Here is a 20,358-nt window from a genome sequence, read left to right on the forward strand (position 1 = left end):
CCCCGACAACCCCGACAACCCCGACAACCCCGACAACCCCGCCAGCCCCGCCAGCCCCGACAACCCAGACAGCCCAGACAAGCCCAGACCGGCCCAGACAAGCCCAGACCGGCCCCGACAGCCCCGGCACAGAGGAGTGAACCGGAACATGGAACGTCAGAACGTGGTGTCCGCGGTGGAGGCCGCTCTCAGCGAGGTCCTGGAGCGGGCCGTCACCGGTATCACCGAGGACGCCCGGCTCTTCGAGGACCTGCACCTGGACTCCACCTCCGTCCTGGAACTGCTGATGGTTCTGGAGGACACGGTCGAGATCTCGGTGGACCCGGAAGCCCTGGACATGGACGACTTCAAGTCGGTGGGCACTCTCACCGACTACGTCCTGGCCCAGGCCGACGGGGCATGAGGGAGACCGCGATGTCCACGACCCTCCAGGGCGCCGGCGCGGTGGTCTCCCCGCCGCGCCGGCCGTACGACGAGGACCCGGCGACGCTCTCCTACTACCGCGACCTGGTCGAGCCCTTCGGCCTGGAGGTGGCGCCGGACCTGCTGCGCGCCGCGCCGAACGTCACCCACCGAGACCTGGTCGACCGGCTCGCGGCGATCGAGGGCGTCCGGGACAGCGCGCCCGACCTGGTGATCGTGGCGCAGGCACTGCCGGACGTGACGCCGTTCGTCGCCATCGCGCCCTACCTCGACCGGCTGCTCGGCGGCGGGTCCGCCAACAACCTCGGCATCGGCCAGCAGGGCCTGGCCGCACCGTTCACCGCGCTGCGGGTCGTCTCCGCCTTCCAGCGGGCCGGCCGGAGCCGCACGGCTGTGCTCGCCGTCCTCGAACAGACCACCCTGCCGACCCGGTTCCCCCTGGTCCACGACAACGGCCTGGTCGACTCCGGGGTGGTGCTGGTCCTCGGCACCACCGGCGGACCCCGGGTGGCGGGGGTCGAGACGATCCCCGCCACCGAGTCGCCCCTCGACCGCCTCGGGGAGCTCGCCGCCAAGGACCCGGCGGGCACGCTGGTGGTCACCGGGCCCTGGTTCGACCGGCGGGAGCTGGACCAGGACGGCCCCCGGCACCGGGTGGAGCCCGGCAGCTACTGCACCAGCGTCTGGCTGGCACTGGCCCGGAACTGGCGTTCCTGGCAGCACCGGTACGCCACGGTGTTGCTCTGCGACACCGACCCGCGCTCCGGCGAGAGCCACCTGGCCGTGCTGGCCTCGGACTCCGCCGGGACCGCGGCCTCCGGCGAGGGGGCGCTCTGATGCCGCCGGTCGACACCCCGCCCCGGACGGCGCCCGGCGGCGCCGGCACCGGTAGCGCCGGGGCCGCGGCGGCTCTGCGGGACTTCGCCGCCGCGCTCGACGCCTGCCACGAGCTGGCGGGCCCGGGCGCGCTGGTCAGCTCGGCCGGCGGCTGGGCCGTCGCCTCGGCCGGGCGCCTGCCGGAGGGCGCCCCGGTGCCGGGCGGCTTCGCCGCGCTCGCCGTGACCGGCCCCGGGGTGCCGTCGCCGGACCGGGCCCGGGAGCTGTTCGCCGACGGGCTGCTCCGGCTCCACCGGGAGCTGCTCCGCGGGCTGCTCGACGCCGTCGTGGTCCGGCTCAACGACCGCACCTCGGAGGGCGCCACCCTGCTCAACCGTCAGCTGGTGCGGAGCGCGGTGGCCGACGTCGCGCTGGCCCTCACCGAGGCGGCCGACCTGTTGGCGATCCCCGACCGCACCGCCGCGCGCCGCCACCGGATCCACCGCGGGCTGGTGGACGCGGGCCGCGTCGCGATCAAGCTGTACGGCGCGAGCGGCTTCGTGGCCGACGGCCCCGGCCGGCTGCTGTACCTCGCCGAACTGCTGGGCAACACCTACCTCCTGCCGGACCGCCGAGAACGAGACGAGGACGGGAATGAGTGAGCCGGACCCGCACCGGACAGCCGCGCTCAGGTCCCACATCCGCGAGTCCGCGGGAGAGCTGCGCGGGATCGGTCTGGAGATCGACCGCGACCCGGAGGCGATCGACCGCTGGCTGCACCTCCCCGTGGTGGACATCATGCGCAAGGCCACCGTCCCGGTGGAGTACCTGGAGCGGCCGCTGCGCATCGACGGACACACCTACGACATGAGCTCCTGTCTCGAACACTCGATTGCCATCGAGGAGTTGAGCTATGGAGACGCGGGCTTCATGCTCGCCTGCCCCGGCCCGCTGATGTCCGGCGTGGCGGTCGCCGCGCTGGGTGACGACAAGCAGCGGCAGGCCTACTACGAGCGGGTGGCGGCCCCCGGATCGACCTGGACCTTCTTCGGACTGACCGAGCCCGAGAAGGGGTCCGCCGCCGCCGAACTGGAGACGGCGCTCACCCCGGACGGGGACGGCTTCCGGCTGAACGGCGCCAAGCGCTACGTGGGCAACGCCGCCTTCGCGCAGCTGGGCGTGGTGTTCTGCCGCCGGGCACCGGGACCGCTCGGCATCGAGGCGGTGCTGCTGGACACCACGGCGCCTGGCCTGCGGGCCGAGCTGATCCCGACCGTCGGCCTGCGCGGCGCGCGGATCTCCGCGATCCGGTTCGAGGACGTCCGGGTGGAGCGCGAGCAGATCCTCGGCTACGAGACGCTCAAGCCCAGCCGGCGCGGGCTGGTCGGCGCCATCCGGACCTTGCAGCGGTTCCGTCCGGTGCTCGCCGGGACGGCGCTGGGGCTGGTCCGCGCGGTGCTGGACCACGTGCGGGAGGAGCGTCCGGGGCTCACCGGTACGGACCGGTTGCGGCTGGACGAGCTGGTGGACGCCCTCGCCGCGCTGCGGCACCGGAACTACGAGGTGGCCGCCGCGATCGACGCGGGCCGGACGGGAGCGGACCGGATCGCCGGGGTCAAGACGCGTGCCGCCGAGCTCGCCGAGCGCAGCACCCTGGCCGCCGCCGAACTGCTGGGCCCGGGCGCCCTGCTGGCGGATCCGCTGCTCGACAAGCTGTACCGGGACGCGCGGGCCTTCGAGTTCATGGAGGGCACCGGGCACATCCAGCGGCTGGCCGTCTTCCAGGGCGTGCTCAAGGGCACGTTCCTCCGGTGAGCCCGGTCCGGGCCGGCGTCGTCCGCGCCGTGCCCGCCGTCCGGGCCGGCGTCGTCCGGCCTCCTCGGCGGGGGGTGCGCTGACCGTGTGGATCGGTGTCGACGTCCTCCAGGAGGGCGAGCTGGCGGCGCTGCTCGGCCGGCCCTGGTTCCGGGTGTACGCCTACGCGCCGGCGGAGCTGGAGATCGCGGACTCCTACGGGGCGGAGCGGGCCCGGGAGTTCCTCACCGGCCGGTTCGCGGCCAAGGAGGCCGTGCTGAAGGTGATCGGCACGGGCTTCGGCGGGGGAGTGACCCCCCGGCAGGTGAGCGTCCTGCGCGCCGACGGCGGGGCGCCCATGGTCCGGCTCGGCGGCGAGGCCGCGCTGAGGGCCCGGGAGCGCGGCCTCGCCGCCATCGGGGTCTCGATCACGCACAAGCGGGGTCTGGTCATCGCCGCCGCCATCGGGACACCGGGCCGGGTCGCGGCGGACGCACCGCCGGTGGCCCGGGCCGGGCACCGGCCCTGACCGACGAACCGGACAGTCGAGAGAGGGGGAGAGCCCGTGCCACCACCGCCGCAGACGCCGCCCGCCCCGGGCCGGTGCGCCGCCCGCCCGACCGACGCGGGGGCCGCCGGGGCCGCGCCGGTCCTCCCGGGGCGGGGGCGGCGCTCAGTCGAGGAGCCGCTCCGCCATCCGGCGGGCCAGCAGGGCCGGTGCGGCGTTGCGCTCGCGCATCGCGGTGACGATGGCGCCGTCCATCAGCAGGGCGAACTGCGGCGCGAGTTCGGAGTGCCGGCTGTGCCCGGCGGCTTCGAGCAGGCGGTCGAGGAAGTCGGTCACCGCCTGTTTGTGCGCTGCCGCCAGCCGGTACACCTCGCTGGCGGGGTCGGACACCTCCGCCATGGCGTTGATGAACGCGCAGCCGTGGAAGTTGACGTCCGCCGCCCCCTCCGCGAGGGCGTCGAAGACCGCGAGCGGTCCGCCCCCGCGGGCGTCCACGGCGTCTTCGAGCCAGGCGCGCCAGCTCTCGTCCCGACGGGTCAGGACGGCCGCCACCAGGGCGTCCTTGCCGGTGAAGTGCCGGTAGAAGGACGCCCGGCCGACCCCGGAGACGGCCAGCAGTCTCTCCACGCCGACGGCGTGGATCCCCTCGGCGTAGAAGAGCTCCTCCGCGGTCTGGAGGAGGCGGTCGCGTGCATGGGTCGCCATGGGTCCACGGTAGCGGATCTTGACCCCAAACGGCACCGAGCGGTACCGTCCTCATAAACAGAACCGATCGGTACCGAATGAAGGAGGGCCCATGGCCCGGCTGACCGATTCCGGCACGGGAACAGCGCTGATGGCCGAGGACGACCCCGAGGCGGTATCGGCGAGGAGTGCGTGGCGAGCCGTCCTGATGCTCGGCTTCGGCACCTTCGCGCTCGGTACCGACGAGTTCGTGCTCGCCGGGGTGCTGCCCGAGTTCAGCAAGTCCCTGGACGTCTCGATCGCCACCGCCGGCCAGACCGTCACGGTGTTCGCGCTGACCTGCGCCGTGATGTCGCCGGTCCTCGGCACCCTGACCGCCGGCTGGCCCCGCCACCGGGTGCTCAAGCTCGCCGTCCTGCTCTACATGGCGGGCGTGATCGCGACCGGGCTCGCCCCGTCCTTCGCGGTCGTCCTGGTCGCGCAGATGATCGCCGCGGCGGGCGCCGGCCTCTACATCCCCGCGGCCAGCGTCACGGCCGCCAGTCTGGTCGAACCCGAACGCCGGGGCCGGGCCATCGCCGCGGTGACCACCGGGCTGACGGCGGCGACGGCCCTGGGCGCGCCGATCGGCACCGTGGTCGGCAGCGTCCTCGGCTGGCGGGCGACGATGTGGTTCATCACGGCGCTGACGGCGCTGGGCCTGATCGGCGTGCTGGCCCTGGTGCCCCGGGTGTCCGTGCCGGCCCCCGGCGGGCTGCGCCAGCGGCTCGCCCCGCTCGGCGACCGCCGGGTGGTCACCGTGCTCGCGACCACGCTGGTCGCCTTCACCGCCGCCTACATCGTCTACACCTACATGGCCGAGGTGTTCTCCGACGCGACCGGCGGCAGCGGCACCAGGCTGGCGGTCCTGATGTTCGCCTTCGGTCTGACCGGGACGGTCGGCAACTTCTACGCCGGCGCGCTGGTCGACCGGATCGGTGCCCGGCCGGTGGTGGGCGGCGCCATCGTGCTGCTGGCCCTCAGCCTCGTCGTCCTCCCGCTGACCACGGGCTCCTACCCGGCCGCGCTGGTCGTCATCGTGGCGTACGGTGTCGCGGCCTGGGCCATCACGGCCCCCCAGCAGACCCGTCTGATCACCCTCGAACCCGAGTCCGCGCCCCTGCTGATCTCGCTCAACGCGGCCTTCCTCTACCTCGCCATCGCCTTCTCCGGCGTCATCGGGGCGGTCGGCATGAGCTCGATCGGCGCGGACCGGATCAGCTTCATCGGAGCGGGGCTGGCGGTGGCCGCCCTCGGCCTGTCCGAGCTGGCGCACCGGTTGTCCTCGCGTACCCCGGCGGCGGAGCCGTCGAAGGTCGATACGTACCACTGAAACGCGCTCGATCACTCGACGAAAGGGATGTCCGAGATGTGTGGAATAGTCGGCTGGGTGGACTTCGGTCGCGACCTGACCAGGGAGGGAGCGACCGCGCAGGCCATGACGGACACCATGGCCTGCCGGGGGCCCGACGCCGAAGGCGTCTGGACCGCCCCGCACGCGATGCTCGGCCACCGCAGGCTCGCGGTGATCGACATCGAGGGCGGCGCCCAGCCGATGACCACCCCGGAGACCGGTCCGGACGGCCGGCCGCTCGTGGTCCTGAGCTACAGCGGCGAGGTCTACAACTTCCAGGAGATCCGCGAGGAACTGGTCCTGCTCGGCCACCGCTTCCTCACCCGGAGCGACACCGAGGTGGTGCTGCGCTCGTACCTCCAGTGGGGGAGCGAGTTCGTCCACCGCTTCAACGGCATGTTCGGCCTGGCGATCTGGGACACCCGGACGCAGGAACTGCTCCTGGTCCGCGACCGCCTCGGCGTCAAGCCGCTCTTCTACTACCCGATCGACGGCGGCGTGCTCTTCGGGTCCGAGCCCAAGGCCATCCTCGCCAACCCGCGGAGCACCGCGACGCTCGACCTGGACGGGCTGCGCGATGCCCTCGCCCTCGCCCGGGTGCCCGGCCGGACCCCGTTGAAGAACCTCTACGAGGTACGGCCGGGCCACATCCTGCGGGTCGGCCGCGACGGGCTGCGCGAGGAGCGCTACTGGTCGCTGGAGACCCGCCCGCACACCGACGACCTCGACACCACCGTCGCCACCGTCCGCGAGCTCATCGAGGACGCGGTGAGCCGGCAGATGGTCTCCGACGTACCGCTCTGCGCGCTGCTCTCCGGCGGCCTCGACTCCAGCGCCCTCACCGCGCTGGCCCAGCGCTCGCTCGACGCCAAGGACGGCAGCCGGGTCCGCACCTTCTCCGTCGACTTCGTCGGACTGGCCGGGGAGTTCAAGCCCGAGCAGTTCCGGGACGCGCCGGACGCCCCGTTCGCCGCCGAACTCGTCCGCCACGTCGGCACCGAGCACCGCGAGATCCTCCTCGACACCGCCCAGCTCGTCGACCCCGGCGTCCGCGACTCCGTGCTACGGGCCTGGGACCTGCCCTACGGCATCGGCGACCACGACCCCTCGCTCTACCTGCTGTTCAAGGCGGTCCGCGAGAGCTCGACCGTCGCCCTCTCCGGCGAGTCGGCCGACGAGGTCTTCGGCGGGTACCTCTGGTTCCACGACCCGGTGGCCTCGCAGGCCGACACCTTCCCGTGGCACGCCATCAACCGGGTCCCGGTGAGCGAGCAGGCGACCAGCTTCCTCGACCCCGGCCTGGTCAAGTCCCTCAACCTGGCCGAGTACGTCGCCGACGAGTACCGCACCGCCGTCGGCCAGGTCACCCACCTGCCCGGGGACAGCGACCTCGAACGCCGGATGCGCCTCGCCAGCCACCTCAACATCACCCGCTTCCTCCAGATGATGCTCGACCGCAAGGACCGGATGAGCATGGCGACCGGCCTGGAGGTCCGGGTGCCGTTCTGCGACCACCGGCTCGTCGAGTACGTCTACAACACGCCGTGGGCGTTCAAGACCTTCGACGGGCGGGAGAAGAGTCTGCTGCGCCACGCCACCAAGGACCTGCTGCCGCGGTCGATCGCACAGCGCCGAAAGGCCCCCTACCCCTCGACCCAGGACCTCGGCTACGACCGGGCCATCAACCGCGAACTCGCCCGGATCGCCGGCGACCGGGACGCCCCGGCGCGGCCGCTGCTGAACCTCGACGCCGTCCGGTCCCACCTCGCCGCGCCGGTCGAGAACGCCTACTCCATGATGCAGCGATCGGTGTTCACCGAGCCCCCGGTCCGGCTGGACGCATGGCTCAGGCTCCACGACGTCCGGCTCGACGACGGCCTCCTGACCGCGTGACCGCGTGACCGCGTGACGCGTGACCGTCTGACCGTCTGACCGCCCGACCGTCCGGCACCGGTACCCGGCCAGGGCGCCGGCGGGACCATCGGCGACCGTCGAGCCGTCCGTGAGAGCGGGTACTCGGGATACCGGGTACCCGCTCTCCCCGGTCTCTGGGCGGGTCGCGGTCCCCGGCGGTCCGCGAACGACGAACGCCTCGGGCAGAAGGGCCGGACAGGGATGCCACCAGGAACCGATCGCCGCCCAATTCGTGTTCTCTCACTCGGAATTGGCGCAGCGATGGTGTTGACTGAGACGATGATGCCGTTGTTGTTGGTGACCGACCACGGGTCCAAGGAGGGCAGCCGCGAGATCCTCGCCGACGCCATCGCCCGGGTGACGGGCCAGGGTCCGGTGCGGCTGGACGCACGGCTCCTGTACGACGACGGGCCCGTGACGGCAGGCCTTGAGCGGGCCGGAGGGCTCCTCACGGTCCGCCGGCCGGGCCGCGCCCCGGTGGCCGTCGAACCGGTGGTCGTGGTCTTCGAGATACCTCCCCACCGCAGACGCCACCTCGAAGGATTCCAGGACCTGCTGCGCCGGTTCGGAGCGCGGACGCTCGCGGCGGATCCCGAGGCGTGGCGGGTCGCGACGGACAAGTCCCTGATGGTCGAGCGGTTCAGCCGGGACTCCGTCGCGCAGATGGAGACTCTGCGAATGAACGGCTCCTGGCACGACATGCTGAGCGCGTTCCACCGCCTGGGCCGGGACGTGTGGGCACGGCCCGCACTCGGCATGGGCGGAGCGGACGTCTTCCACGTCACCGGCACCGAGCAGCTGAAGGCCGCCGCTGCCTTCTACCGGAGCACCGGGCAGGGCTGGCTCATCTCCCGCGATGCGGGGAACTTCACGGCCGACGGCCGCCGCAACCAGCACCGTGTGATCGTGCTGAACGGAAAGGTCGTCCACGCCTTCGAACGCCACCAGAGTGACCCGGACCGGCCGTGCAACGTCTCCCAGGGGGCCGGCACCACCGTGTTGGGCCCCGACCGGCTTCCCCCGAGGCTCGCCGAACTCGCGGTGGCCGCCACCGCGTCCGTCGGACTGCCCTTCGCCGGCGTCGACCTCGCCGCGCAGAGCGGCGGTGTCGTCTTCGAAGTGAACGTCCACCCTGCTTTCAACCCCGACCGGCCCGTGGAGACTGTCGCCATCCCCTACGTCCGTGCCCACCTGTCGGCAGACCCGGACCTGACGTCCAACGGTGCCGGCCGACGAGGCGACCGCCGACCGGCGTGAGCCCCGCCGCGTTGCCCGGTTCCCCTGCCGCTTCTCCGGCCGCGTGCGGCTCACCAACACCGCGGGCTCACCAACACCGCGGCTCCTCAACGTCGCGGCTCGCCGACACCGCCGGGCCCGCAGGCCGCGGCCGGCTGATCCGGTCACCCGCTGCGCAGCTTCCCCAGTCCCACCCGCATGTTGCGGATCGCCCCTTCGGCCTGGGAGCGCAGACCGCAGGCCTGGAGGAGCGCCGCGGCCTCGCGGCTGACGGTGATGCCCTCCTGCAGTTCTCCGAGGTCGACCAGGACCGCGCCGAGCATGAACAGGGCGGTGCCCTCGGTCTCGCGCGCTCCCAGGGCCCGAGCGAGATCGACCGCCCGCCGCCACACCGGGGTCGACTCGACGTAGTGACCGGCTCCCAGCAGGGCTTTGCCGAGCGAGACCTGGGCGGTGAGCTCGTTCCCGTGGTCGGCGGGGGGAGCCGCGAAGAGGGCGGCGGCCTGTCGGCAGGGGTCGACCGCCCGGGGCCACTGCTCGATCCGCAGATGCATCTCGCCCGCGTTCAGCCACGCTGTCGCGGCCGAGCGCGGGTTGCCCGAGGCCCGGTACGACGCGGCGGCCTCGGTGAAGGCTCCGGCCGCCCGCTCCTGCTGCCCGGCCTGGTGGAGCGCCGCGCCGAACTCGAACCAGGCCATCGCCCGGAGCGGGTCGCCGAGCTCCAGCGGCACCGTCGTGGCCCGGCCGGCGGCGGTGAGGCGCTCCTCGGCCCGGCCGGTCTCCCGCGACGCCATGGCCAGCAGGATCAGCGCCTTGACCTCCCCGGGCCGGTCGCCGATCGTCCGATGGACGGCCGCAGCCCGGTCCGCCACGTCGGCCACGGCGTCGAACCGCTGCGTCTCCTGGAGCGCGGAGCACTGATTGAGCAGGGCCGACCCCTCGCGCCAGAGCTCACCGAGGTCCCGCATCAGGTCGGCGCAGCGGCCGTTGACCGCCGCGGCCTCCTCGAAGCGTCGGCCGTCCGACAGCGCGGTGCCGAGACTGTGGAGCGCCGACCCCTCGCCCAGCCGGTCGCCGGCCGCCGCATAGAGATCGACGGCACGCCGGGCACCGCTGATCGCCTCGTCGGGACGGCCCGCCCGAATCCGGCTGTTGCTCAGCCGCACGAGTGCCGCGGCCTCGCCACGTGCGTCGCGATCGGCGCGGTGGGCGGCCGCCGCCTGCTCCAGTGCGGCGGTGGCCTCGTCCGGTCGGCCGAGCCGGGTGAGTGCGTCGTGCAGCTGACCGAGCGCCAGTCCTTCGCTGCCGTGTTGGCCCAACTCCCGCAGCAGTTCGACGGCAAGGCGCCCGGCGTCGACCGCTTCGGCGAACTCCTCCGCGTCCACCAGCGCGCCGGTGAGGCCGAGCAGGGCCCCGGCCTCGCTCGACCGGTCGGCCGTCCGCCGGCTCAGCCGCACGGCCCGCTCGAAGGCGTCGACGGCCTCCGCGTTGTCGTGAAGGGCGAAGCAGGCGACGCCGAGCCCGTAGCAGGCGTCCCGCTCGTACCGGCGGTCGCCGAGCTCCGCCCACATCCGCGCTGCCTCGCGCCACGGTGCGACGGCCTCCGACGGTCGCCCCGAGCGCTCCAGGGCCCGGCCCAGATTGTGCCAGGCCGCCGCCGGGTGGCGGGGATCGTCCGGCCTGGTCGGGCCGTTCAGCGCCGCCGCCGCCTCGCGGCACAGCGGGAGGGCTTCGTCGACCCGGCCCGCTTCCAGGAGGACGGCGCCGTACTGGGAGAGCGCCACGGCCTCCTGCTCCCGGTCGCCCGCCGCCCGGCAGCGGGCGAGCAGTCGCTCGGCGAGGGGGAGGGCCTGGTCCAGTTGCCCCGAACCGACCAGGTTGGCGCAGAGGGTGAGCGAGGCCTGCCTGGCCCGGCGGGGCTCTCCGGCGGCCTCGTAGAGCGCCACCGCACGTCGCAGCGCGGTGGTCGCCTCGGCGAGTCGCCCGCTCCGCGACAGCGCCGTCCCGAGGCTGTGCCGGGCGTCGACCTCTTCCAGGGGATCGCCGCTGTCGTCGTACTCCCGCCTGCCCGTGCGCTCGTAGAGGTCGGCGGCCCGCTCCAGGGCGACCACCGCCTCCTCGTTCCGGCCCAGTTGGAGGAGGGCCTCACCGCGGGTGTAGAAGGGGTGGCCGTGCTCCCGGCCGAGCTCCTCGTCGAGGGCGCAGGCGGCGTCGGCGGCCTCGACCGCCTCCCCGTACCGCCCGGCGCGCCGCAGGTGGTCCGCCAGGTTGCTGAGCGACACGGCCTCGAACTCCCGGAAGCCCAGCTCGCGGGAGGTCCCGAGGGCGCGCCGGCCGACGGACACGGCCTCCTCGTACCGCCGGGCCCGGGCCAGCGCCGTGCCCAGATTGAGCAGCGCGGCGGCCTCGGCGGCGCGTTCGTCCGTCCCGGCGTACAGCTCGACGGCCTGCCGGGCCACCTCGACGCGCTCCTCGGGCGCGCCGAAGGGCAGGGCGCTCAGGTTGAGGAGCATGTGCGCCTTGTCGCCGGGTGCCCCGGACTCGCCGTACAGGGCCGCCAACCGCCCTAGCAGGCCGGTGAGTTCCCAGGGTGCCGTGCTGCCGCCGGAGCCCAGTGCCTGATAGAGGTCGGCGGCTTCGCGCAGCACCGTGACGGCCTCGTCCCGTCGGCCGAGTTCGGCCAGCCGGTCGCCGTGCGCCTCCAGAGCCCGGCCCAGGCCGCGCCGGTGGATCGCGGGATCGACCTCGGCGAGTTCCCTCGCCAGGACCACGGCCTCCTCGGCCGCGGTCAGGGCAGGCCCGGAGGTCCGGTCGCCGTGTTCGGTCCGGCGGGGGAGCGTCGCGCTCAGGTGGACCAGGGAGGTCACCAGATGCGGCCGGTGCACGGCCGGATTGGCCTCGGCCAGGCGCCGGAACAGGCCGACCGCCTCCTGCGCCGCCTCGACGGCCCGCTCGCGGCGTCCGGCCTCCAGCCGCACCCGCCCCAGGCTGCCCAGCGCCCGTGCCAGATCCCCGAGGTGGTCGCCCGGCCGCACCGCGGCCAGCCCCCGCAGCACGGCGACCGCCTCCTCCGCCGCCTCCACGGCCTCGTCCCGGTGGCCCTGTCGCAGGCGCAGGGCGCCCAGGCCGCTGAGGGCCCGGGCCAGCTGGGCCGACTGTCGCTCGGGGTCCTCGGCCGCGAGTCGCCGGCGCAGGGCCGTCGCCTCCTCGGCGACGTCGAGGGCTTCGCGCGCCCGGCCGCAGTCGGCGAACCGTCCTCCGAGGTCCGTCAACGACCGGGCCAGGGCGGGGCGGTGGCCCGGGTCGTGCTCGGCCAGCTCGCGCAGGAGGGCGGTGGCGCCCTGGGACTGGGACAGCGCCTCGCTCCAGCGCCCGTGCCGGGCGAGGGCGTTGCCGAGTTCGGTCAGCGAGTCCGCCAGCCGGGCCCGGTGCCGGGGGTCGTTCCCGGCCTGCCACCGGTTGAGCCTGGCGGCCTCCTCCGCCGCCGCCAGGGCGGGCCCCCACTTGCCGGCGTTGGTCCGGCGCCTGCCCAACGTTCCGTACAGCCCGGCCCGTTCGGCCGGGTCCGTGCGGCCGTCCAGGCGGTGCGCGGTCAGCCGCTCGACCACGGCCAGGGCGCCGGCGTCCAGGTCGATGTGCTCGCCCTCGGGCAGCAGCGGCTCCACGCGCTCCAGCACCATGAGCAGCTCCGGGTCGATCGGGCGGCCGTGGGCGCCGTCGGCGCTGTCGGCGCCGATGGCGGAGAGGCCGCTCAGGGCCGCGCTGCCCGCTCGGAGCGCGAGGTCGGGCCGGTCCCGCAGCACGGGGTAGAGCACGGTGCCGCCCACATGCGGCCACCGGTCGGCCGCGGCGGCCAGGAAGGCGACGGCGCGGGGCGCGCAGAAGGCCGTGCGGTCGTCGGTGAGCAGCCGTGCGGGGACAGTGGTGGCCCAGGCGTCCGTGGGAAAGCCGGTGACGGGGTGGCCCGGCAGGAGCAGGGCGAGGAAGTCCTCGGCCAGCCGGTCGGGTAACAGCGGCTCCAGCGCGGTGCCGCGGTCGGACGGCGGGTAGCAGACGGCGTGGTCGGCCAGAGCCCGGTCGACGGGCACGCCGGGCATGACCCGCTCCAGGACGGTCACGGCTCGCGTGCGGGCGACCGGCCCGGAGAGGATCGCCGTGAACACCGTCCGCGCCATCACCTCGTCGGGCGTGCCGTAGTCCAGGCCCCGCCCGCTGTTCTCCTGGAGCTGGCTCCAGTTCTCGCGCTCGCGGTCCAGCAGGTAGGTGGTGAGGCCGATCATGTCCGTCGGTGGCGTGCGGCCGCAGGCCGCCGCGTCCACCGCGACGAGGGCGGCCATGTGCAGGGCCAGCGTCAGCCCGAAGTCGGCGTGACGCAGGTCCCGGGGCGGCCGGATCGGGGCCGGGGCGCCGAGTTCGGGGTAGTGGCGGACGAAGCAGTCCCTGGCCGCGTCGAACATCGCGCCCCGGAGCTGTCCGTCGTCGGCGAGCGGCCGCAGCAGCTGGTCGGAGGTGTGGATGCTCTCCCGCAGCCGGTCCAGCTTGCCCCGTAGCGCGGGCCACTGGCCCGCCGACCGGCCGATGAGCAGCACCCGCGCGGGGACCGGCTGCCGGAGCATCATGTTGTGGAACAGCCAGCTCAGGTCGGACAGCGGCCACCGGTCGGCGTAGTCGACCAGCACCAGCACCCCGGCGCTCCCGTCGAGACGCAGATCCTGGCTGCCGTCGGCCGGCGGATGGGTGTCCGTCCCGTGGACGGCCTCCGCGACCACCCAGCCCGCCCGCTCGGACTCCTCGGCCAGCCGCCCGGCCAGCCGGGTCTTGCCCTGGCCGCCTTCCCCGTGCAGCCACCGCACCGCGAACCTCGGTTCGGCGTCACGCCAGGCCAGCAGTTCCGCCATCTCGGTGTCGCGGCCGGTGAAGTCGACGACCTCGGCACGCGCGTCCAGCAGTCGGCTGGGCTGCGACCTGAGCCAGGCCGGGTCGGGACCGGCCGGGCGCCGGTGGCGCAGCAGCAGGTAGACCGGCGTACCGTCACCGAACACGTGGATGTCGGCGCCGACGGCACCGTAGGCGAAGCCGCCCTCGGCACGGATGTGTTGGACGTGCCGGGCCCCCTGGACCCGCTGGGCGGGCAGGGCATGTGGGGCCGGCCCGGGCGGTGTGGCCTGTTGTCGGTCGGGCGGGGCCCCGTCGGCGCGTCCCGTACGGGCGTCGCTCACGCCTCGGCCTGCCCGCCGTCCGCGGCAGCGCCGTCCGGGGGTGGCACCTCACGGGCGTGGGCGCCCTGGTAGTGGATGACGTTCCCGCCCTGCGCGCCGTAGACCGTGGCGTTGTCGCGGGCCACGATCGTCTGCACCCAGCCCCGGCGCTCCTCGGGCAGCGCATCGCGGAGCGCGGCGAGCAGGTCGCGCAACTCCGGCTCGACCTCGGGGCAGTCCCTGAGCAGACGGGCGAGCCTGCGCCGCCAGACGGGCGCGATGTCCTGGCGGACCTCGTCCTGCTCCTCCGGGGCCGCGTCGCGGACGAGCTCCTGGTCGGCGTCCAACTGTGTCTCCGCGCCCGCCTCGTGGTTCGGGCCCAGCCGTCCGAACATCGTGGCGATCCTCGCGCGGGCCACACCGAACGCACCCGTGGCCAGGGCACCGGCGAGAACGATGGCGCCCTCCTCGGCAAGACCTCCGAGTCCGTCGACCGTGGTCGGCAGATTGGTCATCATCGCCCCCTCCGTTGACTTCCGGTGCCGACAGCGTACAAGTGACGGATTATCAGCGGCGGGCGGTGGGGGCGGAACGAGCGGGGTGAGCGCGGTCACAGGGGTCCTGGCATCACCCTGGCCGAAGCCGTCCGTGCGTGGGCTGTCCCACCTCGGCGGAGCTCTTCGCCGAGCACCGAGGTTCGCGGTCGACCCACCGTCGGACATTCCGGTCGGCTGCCTTCGCGGTGCGGCCGGGGGTCTGTCGACCGCTCAGCAGACCCGGCCGCACCGGTCGGCTCGGCCGCTCCTGGCTGCCCGCGGCCGGCCGGTGCGGCGGGCAGGTCACCAGGCGGTGCAGGCTCCGCTCGTCCTGATCGCCTCGAAGTTCGCCTTGAAGGCGTCGTGGACGGCCGGGTCGTCGATCTTCAGTAGGGTCTCGTCGTGGGACCGCAGGTTCGGGTAGGTGTAGTTGTGGCTCCCGGTGAACACCAGCTTGCGGTTGGCGGCGCCCAGGTAGGTGCCCTCGATCAGCAGGTACTTGGAGTGGATGCCGATCGACCGGGTGGTGCCGTCGCCGTTCGGCGCGGTGCCCCAGCAGCGGGCGGCCAGGTCGAGCTTGCCGGCCAGCGCGTTCTTCACGGTGGTGCCGAGGTTGCCGCTCTCCCCGTTGTGCAGCAGCTCCACCTGGCAGCCGGCCTTCTTCAGCTCGACCAGCTTGTCGGCGACCTGGACCCGGGTGAAGGCGTACATGGCGATCCGGATCCGGGTGGCGCCGCCCGCGCAGTCCGTGTTGCCGAGCAGGGAGACGACGGTGTCGGTGGACGCGTCGTCGTTGTAGGCCGTCCCCGCGCTCTCCTGGCGGGGGAAGAAGTACGTCTTGTACGGGCCGGCCTGCTGGCTCAGGTAGTTCGTCGCCAGGCCGTTGCCGGAGGAGCCGTACGTCACGAGGTCCTGCCAGTACGTCCGGTAGGCGGCGTAGAGGCCGGAGCCGGCGTCGGGGATGGTGACGGCGTTGTTGAAGAGGTTCTTGCGCTGGCTGGTGGTGAGGTTCGCAGAGGTCTGGAACACCACGTTCTCGGTGCTGCCGACCTTGGAGAACAGGAAGAACTTGTTGTGGTTGATCGCGCCGTCGTCGTCGTCGTTCAGCGCCCGGTTGCCGATGCAACCGCGGGTGTCCGGACAGGCCAGCACCCAGGAGTCGGCGTTCTGGTCGGTGCCCAGGCCGGTCGGCGCGGCGAGCGTCGCGTACTCGGACCCGGTGGCCTTGGGCGGGTTGCTGCCGGGCTCGTAGGCCGGCACGGCGTCCCCGTCCACGACGAGCCTGACCTTCACGCCGCGCTGCTTGGCCGCGATCAGCGCGGCGCTGACACCGCCGTCGGTGAACAGGTACATCGAGCCGTTGATCTCGGCTCCGGCCGGCGTGCGCTTGATCAGGGAGATCAGCTGGTTGCGGATGGCGTCCTGGGAGGCGGCCGGCCCCGCCGGGTTGTTGAACGTGGCGGTGAGCGCCACCGGCGTGTCCTCGGCCGCTGCCATCGGGACCCCGAGCAGCGACGCGCCCACGACCAGCGCCGCCAGCCCCGCCGTCGTACGGACCTTCATCTGTATCCCCCTCTGTCGACACATCGATACAGGAGGTCACTGTACCGCCCATGATCATTAAGAGTGATCATGGGCCGGTCAACAGAGGGGCGAGGGGTGGGCGGTACGCCGGCGCGCCCCGCTGACCGCACCCGTCCGCGCAGGGGCGGGGGCAGCTGGTACCCCGGGCAGGGGCGGGCGGCAGCGGGTGCCCCGGTGCCGGCGCCGTGGCCGGGTGGCACGGAAATGCCGCGTCACGCCGAGGCCCCGAGGTGTTACCCTGCCTATGGCGATGCTGGAAGCCCACCCTCAGGGTGCGGGAACCAGGCGCCACTGCACACCGGAGTCCCCGCCGTAGCGGCCCGGATCCCGTCATACCAACCGCTTCTTCCGGCGGTCTCCTGCCCGACGCATCGCCGGCACCCGACCGGTGCCCGCCCGGCAGGCAGCCAACTTCCCGTGCCCGGCCCCTTCGTGTGCCCGGCCCCTTCGTGTACCCGGCCCCTTCGTGGCCGCGCCGGGGCCGCGTGTCCCGCCCGAGCACCGCCGCAGCCCGCTCCGGGCGCCCCGCCGGGCCGACCAGCTCGTCGCCGGTTCCTGCCGCCCCACCGGGGCCGCCCGGCGCCCCTCACCCTTCGCCATCATCCGACAGCACAGGAGTACCTTCTCGTGACCACCACCACCGAACCGTCGACCCCCGCGCCGCTGGACGGCCTGCTGAAGACCGACCTCCACCAACTCGCCTCCGCCCTGGGCGTTCCGGGCGCCGCTCGGCTACGCAAGGACGAACTCGTCGAGGCGATCATCGCCAGGCGCTCTCCCGGCCGGCCACCGGTGCCGGCGTCCGGTTCCCGGCCCGCGGCCACCGAACGCCGGGGCAGCCGGCCCGCGCAGCCGACCGCCGCCGCGGACAGCGACCTCGTACCGGTCGCCGGCGTGCTGGACATCCGCGAGGGGAAAGCCGTCCTGCGCACCTCCGGCTACCTCCCCGGGTCCACCGACGTGCACCTGCCCGCCAACCAGGTCCGCGCACTCGGCCTGCGGACCGGCGACGTGCTGACCGGCGCGACCGCCCCGCGCACGCCCGCCCCGCGCACGCCCGCCCCGCGCGGGGGCGGCACCGTCCGCCCGGCATCGACCCGCATCGACACCGTCAACGGCCGCACCGTCGACGGGGCCCGGCACCGGCCCGCGTTCCACGAACTGACGCCGCTGTACCCGCAGGAGCAGCTGCGTCTGGAGACCGGTCCGCGGGAGCTGATCGGCCGGGCCGTCGACCTGGTGGCCCCGATCGGCAAGGGCCAGCGCGGTCTGATCGTGGCACCTCCGAAGGCGGGCAAGACGATGGTCGTGCAGTCGATCGCGGCGGCGATCGCCCGGAACCACCCCGAGGCGCACCTGATGGTCGTCCTGGTCGACGAGCGTCCGGAGGAGGTCACCGACATGCGGCGCTCGGTCCGGGGCGAGGTCATCGCCTCGACCTTCGACCGGCCCGCCCGCGAGCACATCGCGCTCGCCGAACTCGCCGTCGAGCGCGCCAAGCGGCTGGTCGAACTCGGCCACGACGTCGTCGTGCTGCTCGACTCCCTCACCCGCCTCGCCCGCGCCCACAACTCCGCCGCCCCCGCCAACGGCCGCACCCTCACCGGCGGCATCGACGCCGCGGCCCTCCAGCTCCCGAAGAAGCTCTTCGGCGCGGCCCGCAACACCGAGAACGGCGGCTCACTCACCATCCTGGCCACCGCCCTGGTCGAGACCGGCTCCCGGATGGACGACCTGATCTTCGAGGAGTTCAAGAGCACCGGGAACATGGAACTCCGACTCGACCGCCGTCTCGCCGACAAGCGCGTCTTCCCGGCAGTCGACGTCAAGGCCTCCGGCACCCGCCGCGAGGAGCTCCTCCTCGGCCCCGCCCGCACGCCCGCGGCGTGGACCCTGCGCCGGGCGCTGAGCGCTCTCGACGTCCAGCAGGCCGCCGAGCTGCTCCTGGACCGGCTGAAGCGGACCGGCGGCAACGACGAACTCCTGCGCCAGGTGGCGATCGGCTCCCCGGCCCGCACGGTCTGAACCGAAGACACCCGCGGACCGCTGACGGCCTACTGCTGTCGAACACCCTCCACCACCACCGTGGTGCTGGGCGACGCCGAGGAGGGCGGTCGTCACCATGCCTGCGAGCGCCATGACGTAGGGCACGAACTCGCGGGCGTCCGCGTGGTCGGCGAGGCGGAATCTCAGGTCGTTCTCGTGCCAGGGGCTGTAGTGCCTGGCCTCGTCGTCGAGGAACGACCGGGCGAACTGAGCCGGGGTCCGGCGGTACCACACCGAGCGCGTGAAGGTGCTGTAGACGGTCTCCTTCGTCACCTCGGCGAAGCCGACCGGATCGCGCCGCGACCGGTCGAGCGTCAGGGTCAGCGTGTCGTAGGGGAGGACCCTGCCGTCGTAGTTCCAGAGTCTCCAGCCGCGATTGGCGGGCTCCGAGGGGACGACCGGCAGCTCGACGCCCGGTCGGGTGAGGCGCGGCGGCCGGTCGAGGGCCAGGTGCCAGCCGGACACGGACTGCCGGCTGCCCACGGTGAAGACCCGCATACCGGGTCGGCCGGCCGTGTCGAGGGCGGCGCCCAGCCGTTCGGCCGTGGACGTGATCTCCTGCTCCGCCGCCTCCCGGGTCCGGGTGTTCACCGTCGCGCTCAGCACGTCCCGCCACCATGCGGGGAACTGCCCGGGGCCGACGATCTCCTCCACCGAGCGGCGGGCCTGCCCCCACTCCACCCGGGTGCACCCGCGTCCGGCCAGTACGACGAGGAGCTTCGCCACCTCGCGCGCGGTCAGCGCCGCTTGCCCGGGCCGGCCGGCGTCCTGGGGAAGGACGAAGAGGGTCTGCTCCTCGTAGCGCCAGGTCCACGTCCGGAGGTCCGCCGCCCGGGCGAGTCGGTCCACCGCTGCTTCCACTGCCACAGAGCGGCAATGTGGGCCAGCCGTGCGGCCTCCGCGCGGTCCCGCTCGCGAGCGCGGACCGCTCGTTCCTCCTCCCGCTCCACCGCGACGCGTGCCTCGACCTCCTGACGCACCGGACGGTAGGCCAGGGTGGCGGCCGCCAGGTGGGCGGTGTACACCTCCTCGGCGCGGCCCAGGCGCACCGCCCCGCGCCGACGGGCTCCCGGAACCCTCCTGAGCGCGCCCCGGCGGGAAACCTCCGCCCAGACCTCCCTGAGCCGGGCGGAGGCCGAATCGACCGCGCGGACGTAGGCGGCGAGCGCGTCCTGCCAGCGGCGCACCTCGTCGTTCGTCACCGTCAGGCGCACCCGGCCGGTGGTGCGCCCCCCGACGGCCTCCCACGGGGGCACACCCGGGCGGCCGGGCAGCGGCTCGCCCTCGACGCCGTAGGCGACGACCTCGGTCGCCACCCGTTCGCTCCCGCGCCAGGTGTACCGCAGGACGGACCGCCGTTGCTCCGACACAGTCTGCTCCTTCCCCGCCCGGCCGAGCGCCGTCCCCGGCACGTACCCCGGCCTGAAGGTCGCTCAACTCCCCGGGCGGGGCGGCTTTTAGCACAGGTGGCGGTGGATCTGCCGGGATTCTCCGGTTCTTCGCCGAAGTCCGGCGGGTGCCCGCTTCGGCCGCTTATCGTCACCATCCTGTCGCCACGCGTGGTGGCGCAGCGGTTCGGTACGGCAGTGGTTTCGGTACGGCAGCGGTTCGGCACAGGGGAGGCCCGTCGATGGCCAGCGAGTTCCAGCAGCGCAAGCTCCGCAACGTCTTCGCCGCGTTCGACACGGACGGGGACGGCTGCCTGCGGCAGAGCGACTTCGGGGCCCTGGCGGAACGGTGGAGCCGACTGCCGGCCGTCCAGCGGGACGCGGGGCTGCGGGCCAGGGTCGAGGCGCTCATGACGGGCTGGTGGGACCACCTGCGCACGGTCGCCGACACCGACCACGACGGCACGGTCGGCATGGACGAGTTCCTGGCGCTCGTCGACCGGCTCCCCGCCCTGCGCGAGGTCGTCACGGCGACCGCCGACACCGTCTTCGACGCCGTGGACGAGAACGGGGACGGCCGCATCTCGCGCGCCGAGCACCGCAGTCTGGTCGACATCTGGCACGGCCGGAGCGTGGCGACCGACGACGTCTTCGAGCTGCTCGACCTGGACGGTGACGGGTACCTCAGCCGGGCCGAATTCGCACTCCTGTGGGCGCAGTTCTGGATCAGCGCCGACCCGGCGGAGCCCGGCAACGTGATGTGCGGCCGCATCCCGGAGCGGTGATGCCGCCGCCGAGCGGGCGGGCGGGCGTCACCCGCGGGGCCCGTCCGGGAGGA

General features: G+C 73.8%; 15 protein-coding genes. 10 read left to right on the plus strand and 5 right to left on the minus strand.

What is annotated here, in order from left to right:
• Window positions 1-148: 148 nt before the first annotated feature.
• From ACIF6L_RS19970 to ACIF6L_RS19990, 5 genes are all read left to right on the plus strand, one after another.
• Window positions 149-403: a phosphopantetheine-binding protein gene (locus ACIF6L_RS19970; RefSeq protein WP_329485900.1), complete on the plus strand. Its 255-nt coding sequence runs from the start codon at window positions 149-151 to the stop codon at window positions 401-403.
• 11 nt (window positions 404-414) lie between these two features.
• Window positions 415-1,260: a hypothetical protein gene (locus tag ACIF6L_RS19975; RefSeq protein ID WP_396486278.1), complete on the plus strand. Its 846-nt coding sequence runs from the start codon at window positions 415-417 to the stop codon at window positions 1,258-1,260.
• Window positions 1,260-1,901 (plus strand): hypothetical protein, encoded by a 642-nt coding sequence (locus tag ACIF6L_RS19980; RefSeq protein WP_396486277.1) that lies wholly within the window; start codon window positions 1,260-1,262, stop codon window positions 1,899-1,901. Before ACIF6L_RS19975 ends, ACIF6L_RS19980 begins: the two co-directional genes overlap by 1 nt.
• Window positions 1,894-3,054, plus strand: a complete 1,161-nt coding sequence (locus tag ACIF6L_RS19985) for an acyl-CoA dehydrogenase family protein (RefSeq protein WP_329485897.1) — start codon at window positions 1,894-1,896, stop codon at window positions 3,052-3,054. The genes ACIF6L_RS19980 and ACIF6L_RS19985 overlap by 8 nt, the downstream gene beginning before the upstream one ends.
• 85 nt (window positions 3,055-3,139) lie before the next feature.
• Window positions 3,140-3,562 carry a holo-ACP synthase gene (locus ACIF6L_RS19990; protein WP_396486276.1) on the plus strand — a complete coding sequence of 141 codons (423 nt, stop codon included), beginning with the start codon at window positions 3,140-3,142 and terminating at the stop codon, window positions 3,560-3,562.
• A gap of 144 nt (window positions 3,563-3,706) precedes the next feature.
• Here ACIF6L_RS19990 and ACIF6L_RS19995 read toward each other — a convergent pair whose 3' ends face one another.
• Window positions 3,707-4,246, minus strand: coding sequence for a TetR family transcriptional regulator (locus ACIF6L_RS19995; RefSeq protein ID WP_352294059.1), 540 nt, complete (start codon window positions 4,244-4,246; stop codon window positions 3,707-3,709).
• Between the two features lie 91 nt (window positions 4,247-4,337).
• Here ACIF6L_RS19995 and ACIF6L_RS20000 point away from each other — a divergent pair, with 91 nt between their 5' ends.
• The 3 genes from ACIF6L_RS20000 (at window position 4,338) to ACIF6L_RS20010 (ending at window position 8,789) form a co-directional block, all read left to right on the plus strand.
• Window positions 4,338-5,597, plus strand: coding sequence for an MFS transporter (locus tag ACIF6L_RS20000; protein ID WP_396486275.1), 1,260 nt, complete (start codon window positions 4,338-4,340; stop codon window positions 5,595-5,597).
• 36 nt (window positions 5,598-5,633) lie between these two features.
• Entirely contained in the window at window positions 5,634-7,511 is a 1,878-nt protein-coding gene (asnB, locus tag ACIF6L_RS20005; RefSeq protein WP_396486274.1) for an asparagine synthase (glutamine-hydrolyzing), read from the plus strand.
• A 282-nt stretch (window positions 7,512-7,793) separates the two neighbouring features.
• Window positions 7,794-8,789 (plus strand): RimK family alpha-L-glutamate ligase, encoded by a 996-nt coding sequence (locus ACIF6L_RS20010; protein ID WP_396486273.1) that lies wholly within the window; start codon window positions 7,794-7,796, stop codon window positions 8,787-8,789.
• Between the two features lie 143 nt (window positions 8,790-8,932).
• Here the strand turns inward: ACIF6L_RS20010 and ACIF6L_RS20015 are convergent, their stop codons facing one another.
• The 3 genes from ACIF6L_RS20015 to ACIF6L_RS20025 all read right to left on the minus strand — a co-directional run bounded on the left by ACIF6L_RS20015 (window position 8,933) and on the right by ACIF6L_RS20025 (window position 16,065).
• Window positions 8,933-13,987 (minus strand): tetratricopeptide repeat protein, encoded by a 5,055-nt coding sequence (locus tag ACIF6L_RS20015; RefSeq protein WP_396486272.1) that lies wholly within the window; start codon window positions 13,985-13,987, stop codon window positions 8,933-8,935.
• Window positions 13,984-14,484 carry a hypothetical protein gene (locus ACIF6L_RS20020; RefSeq protein ID WP_396486271.1) on the minus strand — a complete coding sequence of 167 codons (501 nt, stop codon included), beginning with the start codon at window positions 14,482-14,484 and terminating at the stop codon, window positions 13,984-13,986. Before ACIF6L_RS20020 ends, ACIF6L_RS20015 begins: the two co-directional genes overlap by 4 nt.
• Window positions 14,485-14,805: 321 nt before the next feature.
• On the minus strand, window positions 14,806-16,065 hold the full coding sequence (locus tag ACIF6L_RS20025; protein WP_396486270.1) for a phosphatidylserine/phosphatidylglycerophosphate/cardiolipin synthase family protein: 1,260 nt from the start codon (window positions 16,063-16,065) through the stop codon (window positions 14,806-14,808).
• A gap of 648 nt (window positions 16,066-16,713) precedes the next feature.
• Between ACIF6L_RS20025 and rho the strand changes: the two genes are divergently transcribed.
• The gene (rho, locus tag ACIF6L_RS20030; RefSeq protein WP_396486269.1) at window positions 16,714-18,111 is read left to right on the plus strand and encodes a transcription termination factor Rho; all 1,398 of its coding nucleotides are present in this window, start codon (window positions 16,714-16,716) and stop codon (window positions 18,109-18,111) included.
• Between the two features lie 758 nt (window positions 18,112-18,869).
• Here the strand turns inward: rho and ACIF6L_RS20035 are convergent.
• Window positions 18,870-19,502 (minus strand): hypothetical protein, encoded by a 633-nt coding sequence (locus tag ACIF6L_RS20035; RefSeq protein ID WP_396486268.1) that lies wholly within the window; start codon window positions 19,500-19,502, stop codon window positions 18,870-18,872.
• Window positions 19,503-19,762: 260 nt separating this feature from the next.
• Here ACIF6L_RS20035 and ACIF6L_RS20040 point away from each other — a divergent pair, with 260 nt between their 5' ends.
• Window positions 19,763-20,305: an EF-hand domain-containing protein gene (locus ACIF6L_RS20040; RefSeq protein ID WP_396486267.1), complete on the plus strand. Its 543-nt coding sequence runs from the start codon at window positions 19,763-19,765 to the stop codon at window positions 20,303-20,305.
• Window positions 20,306-20,358 lie beyond the last annotated feature (53 nt).

It is taken from the genome of Kitasatospora sp. NPDC086009, assembly GCF_044540385.1.
In the GTDB taxonomy this organism is placed as follows: Bacteria; Actinomycetota; Actinomycetes; order Streptomycetales; family Streptomycetaceae; genus Kitasatospora.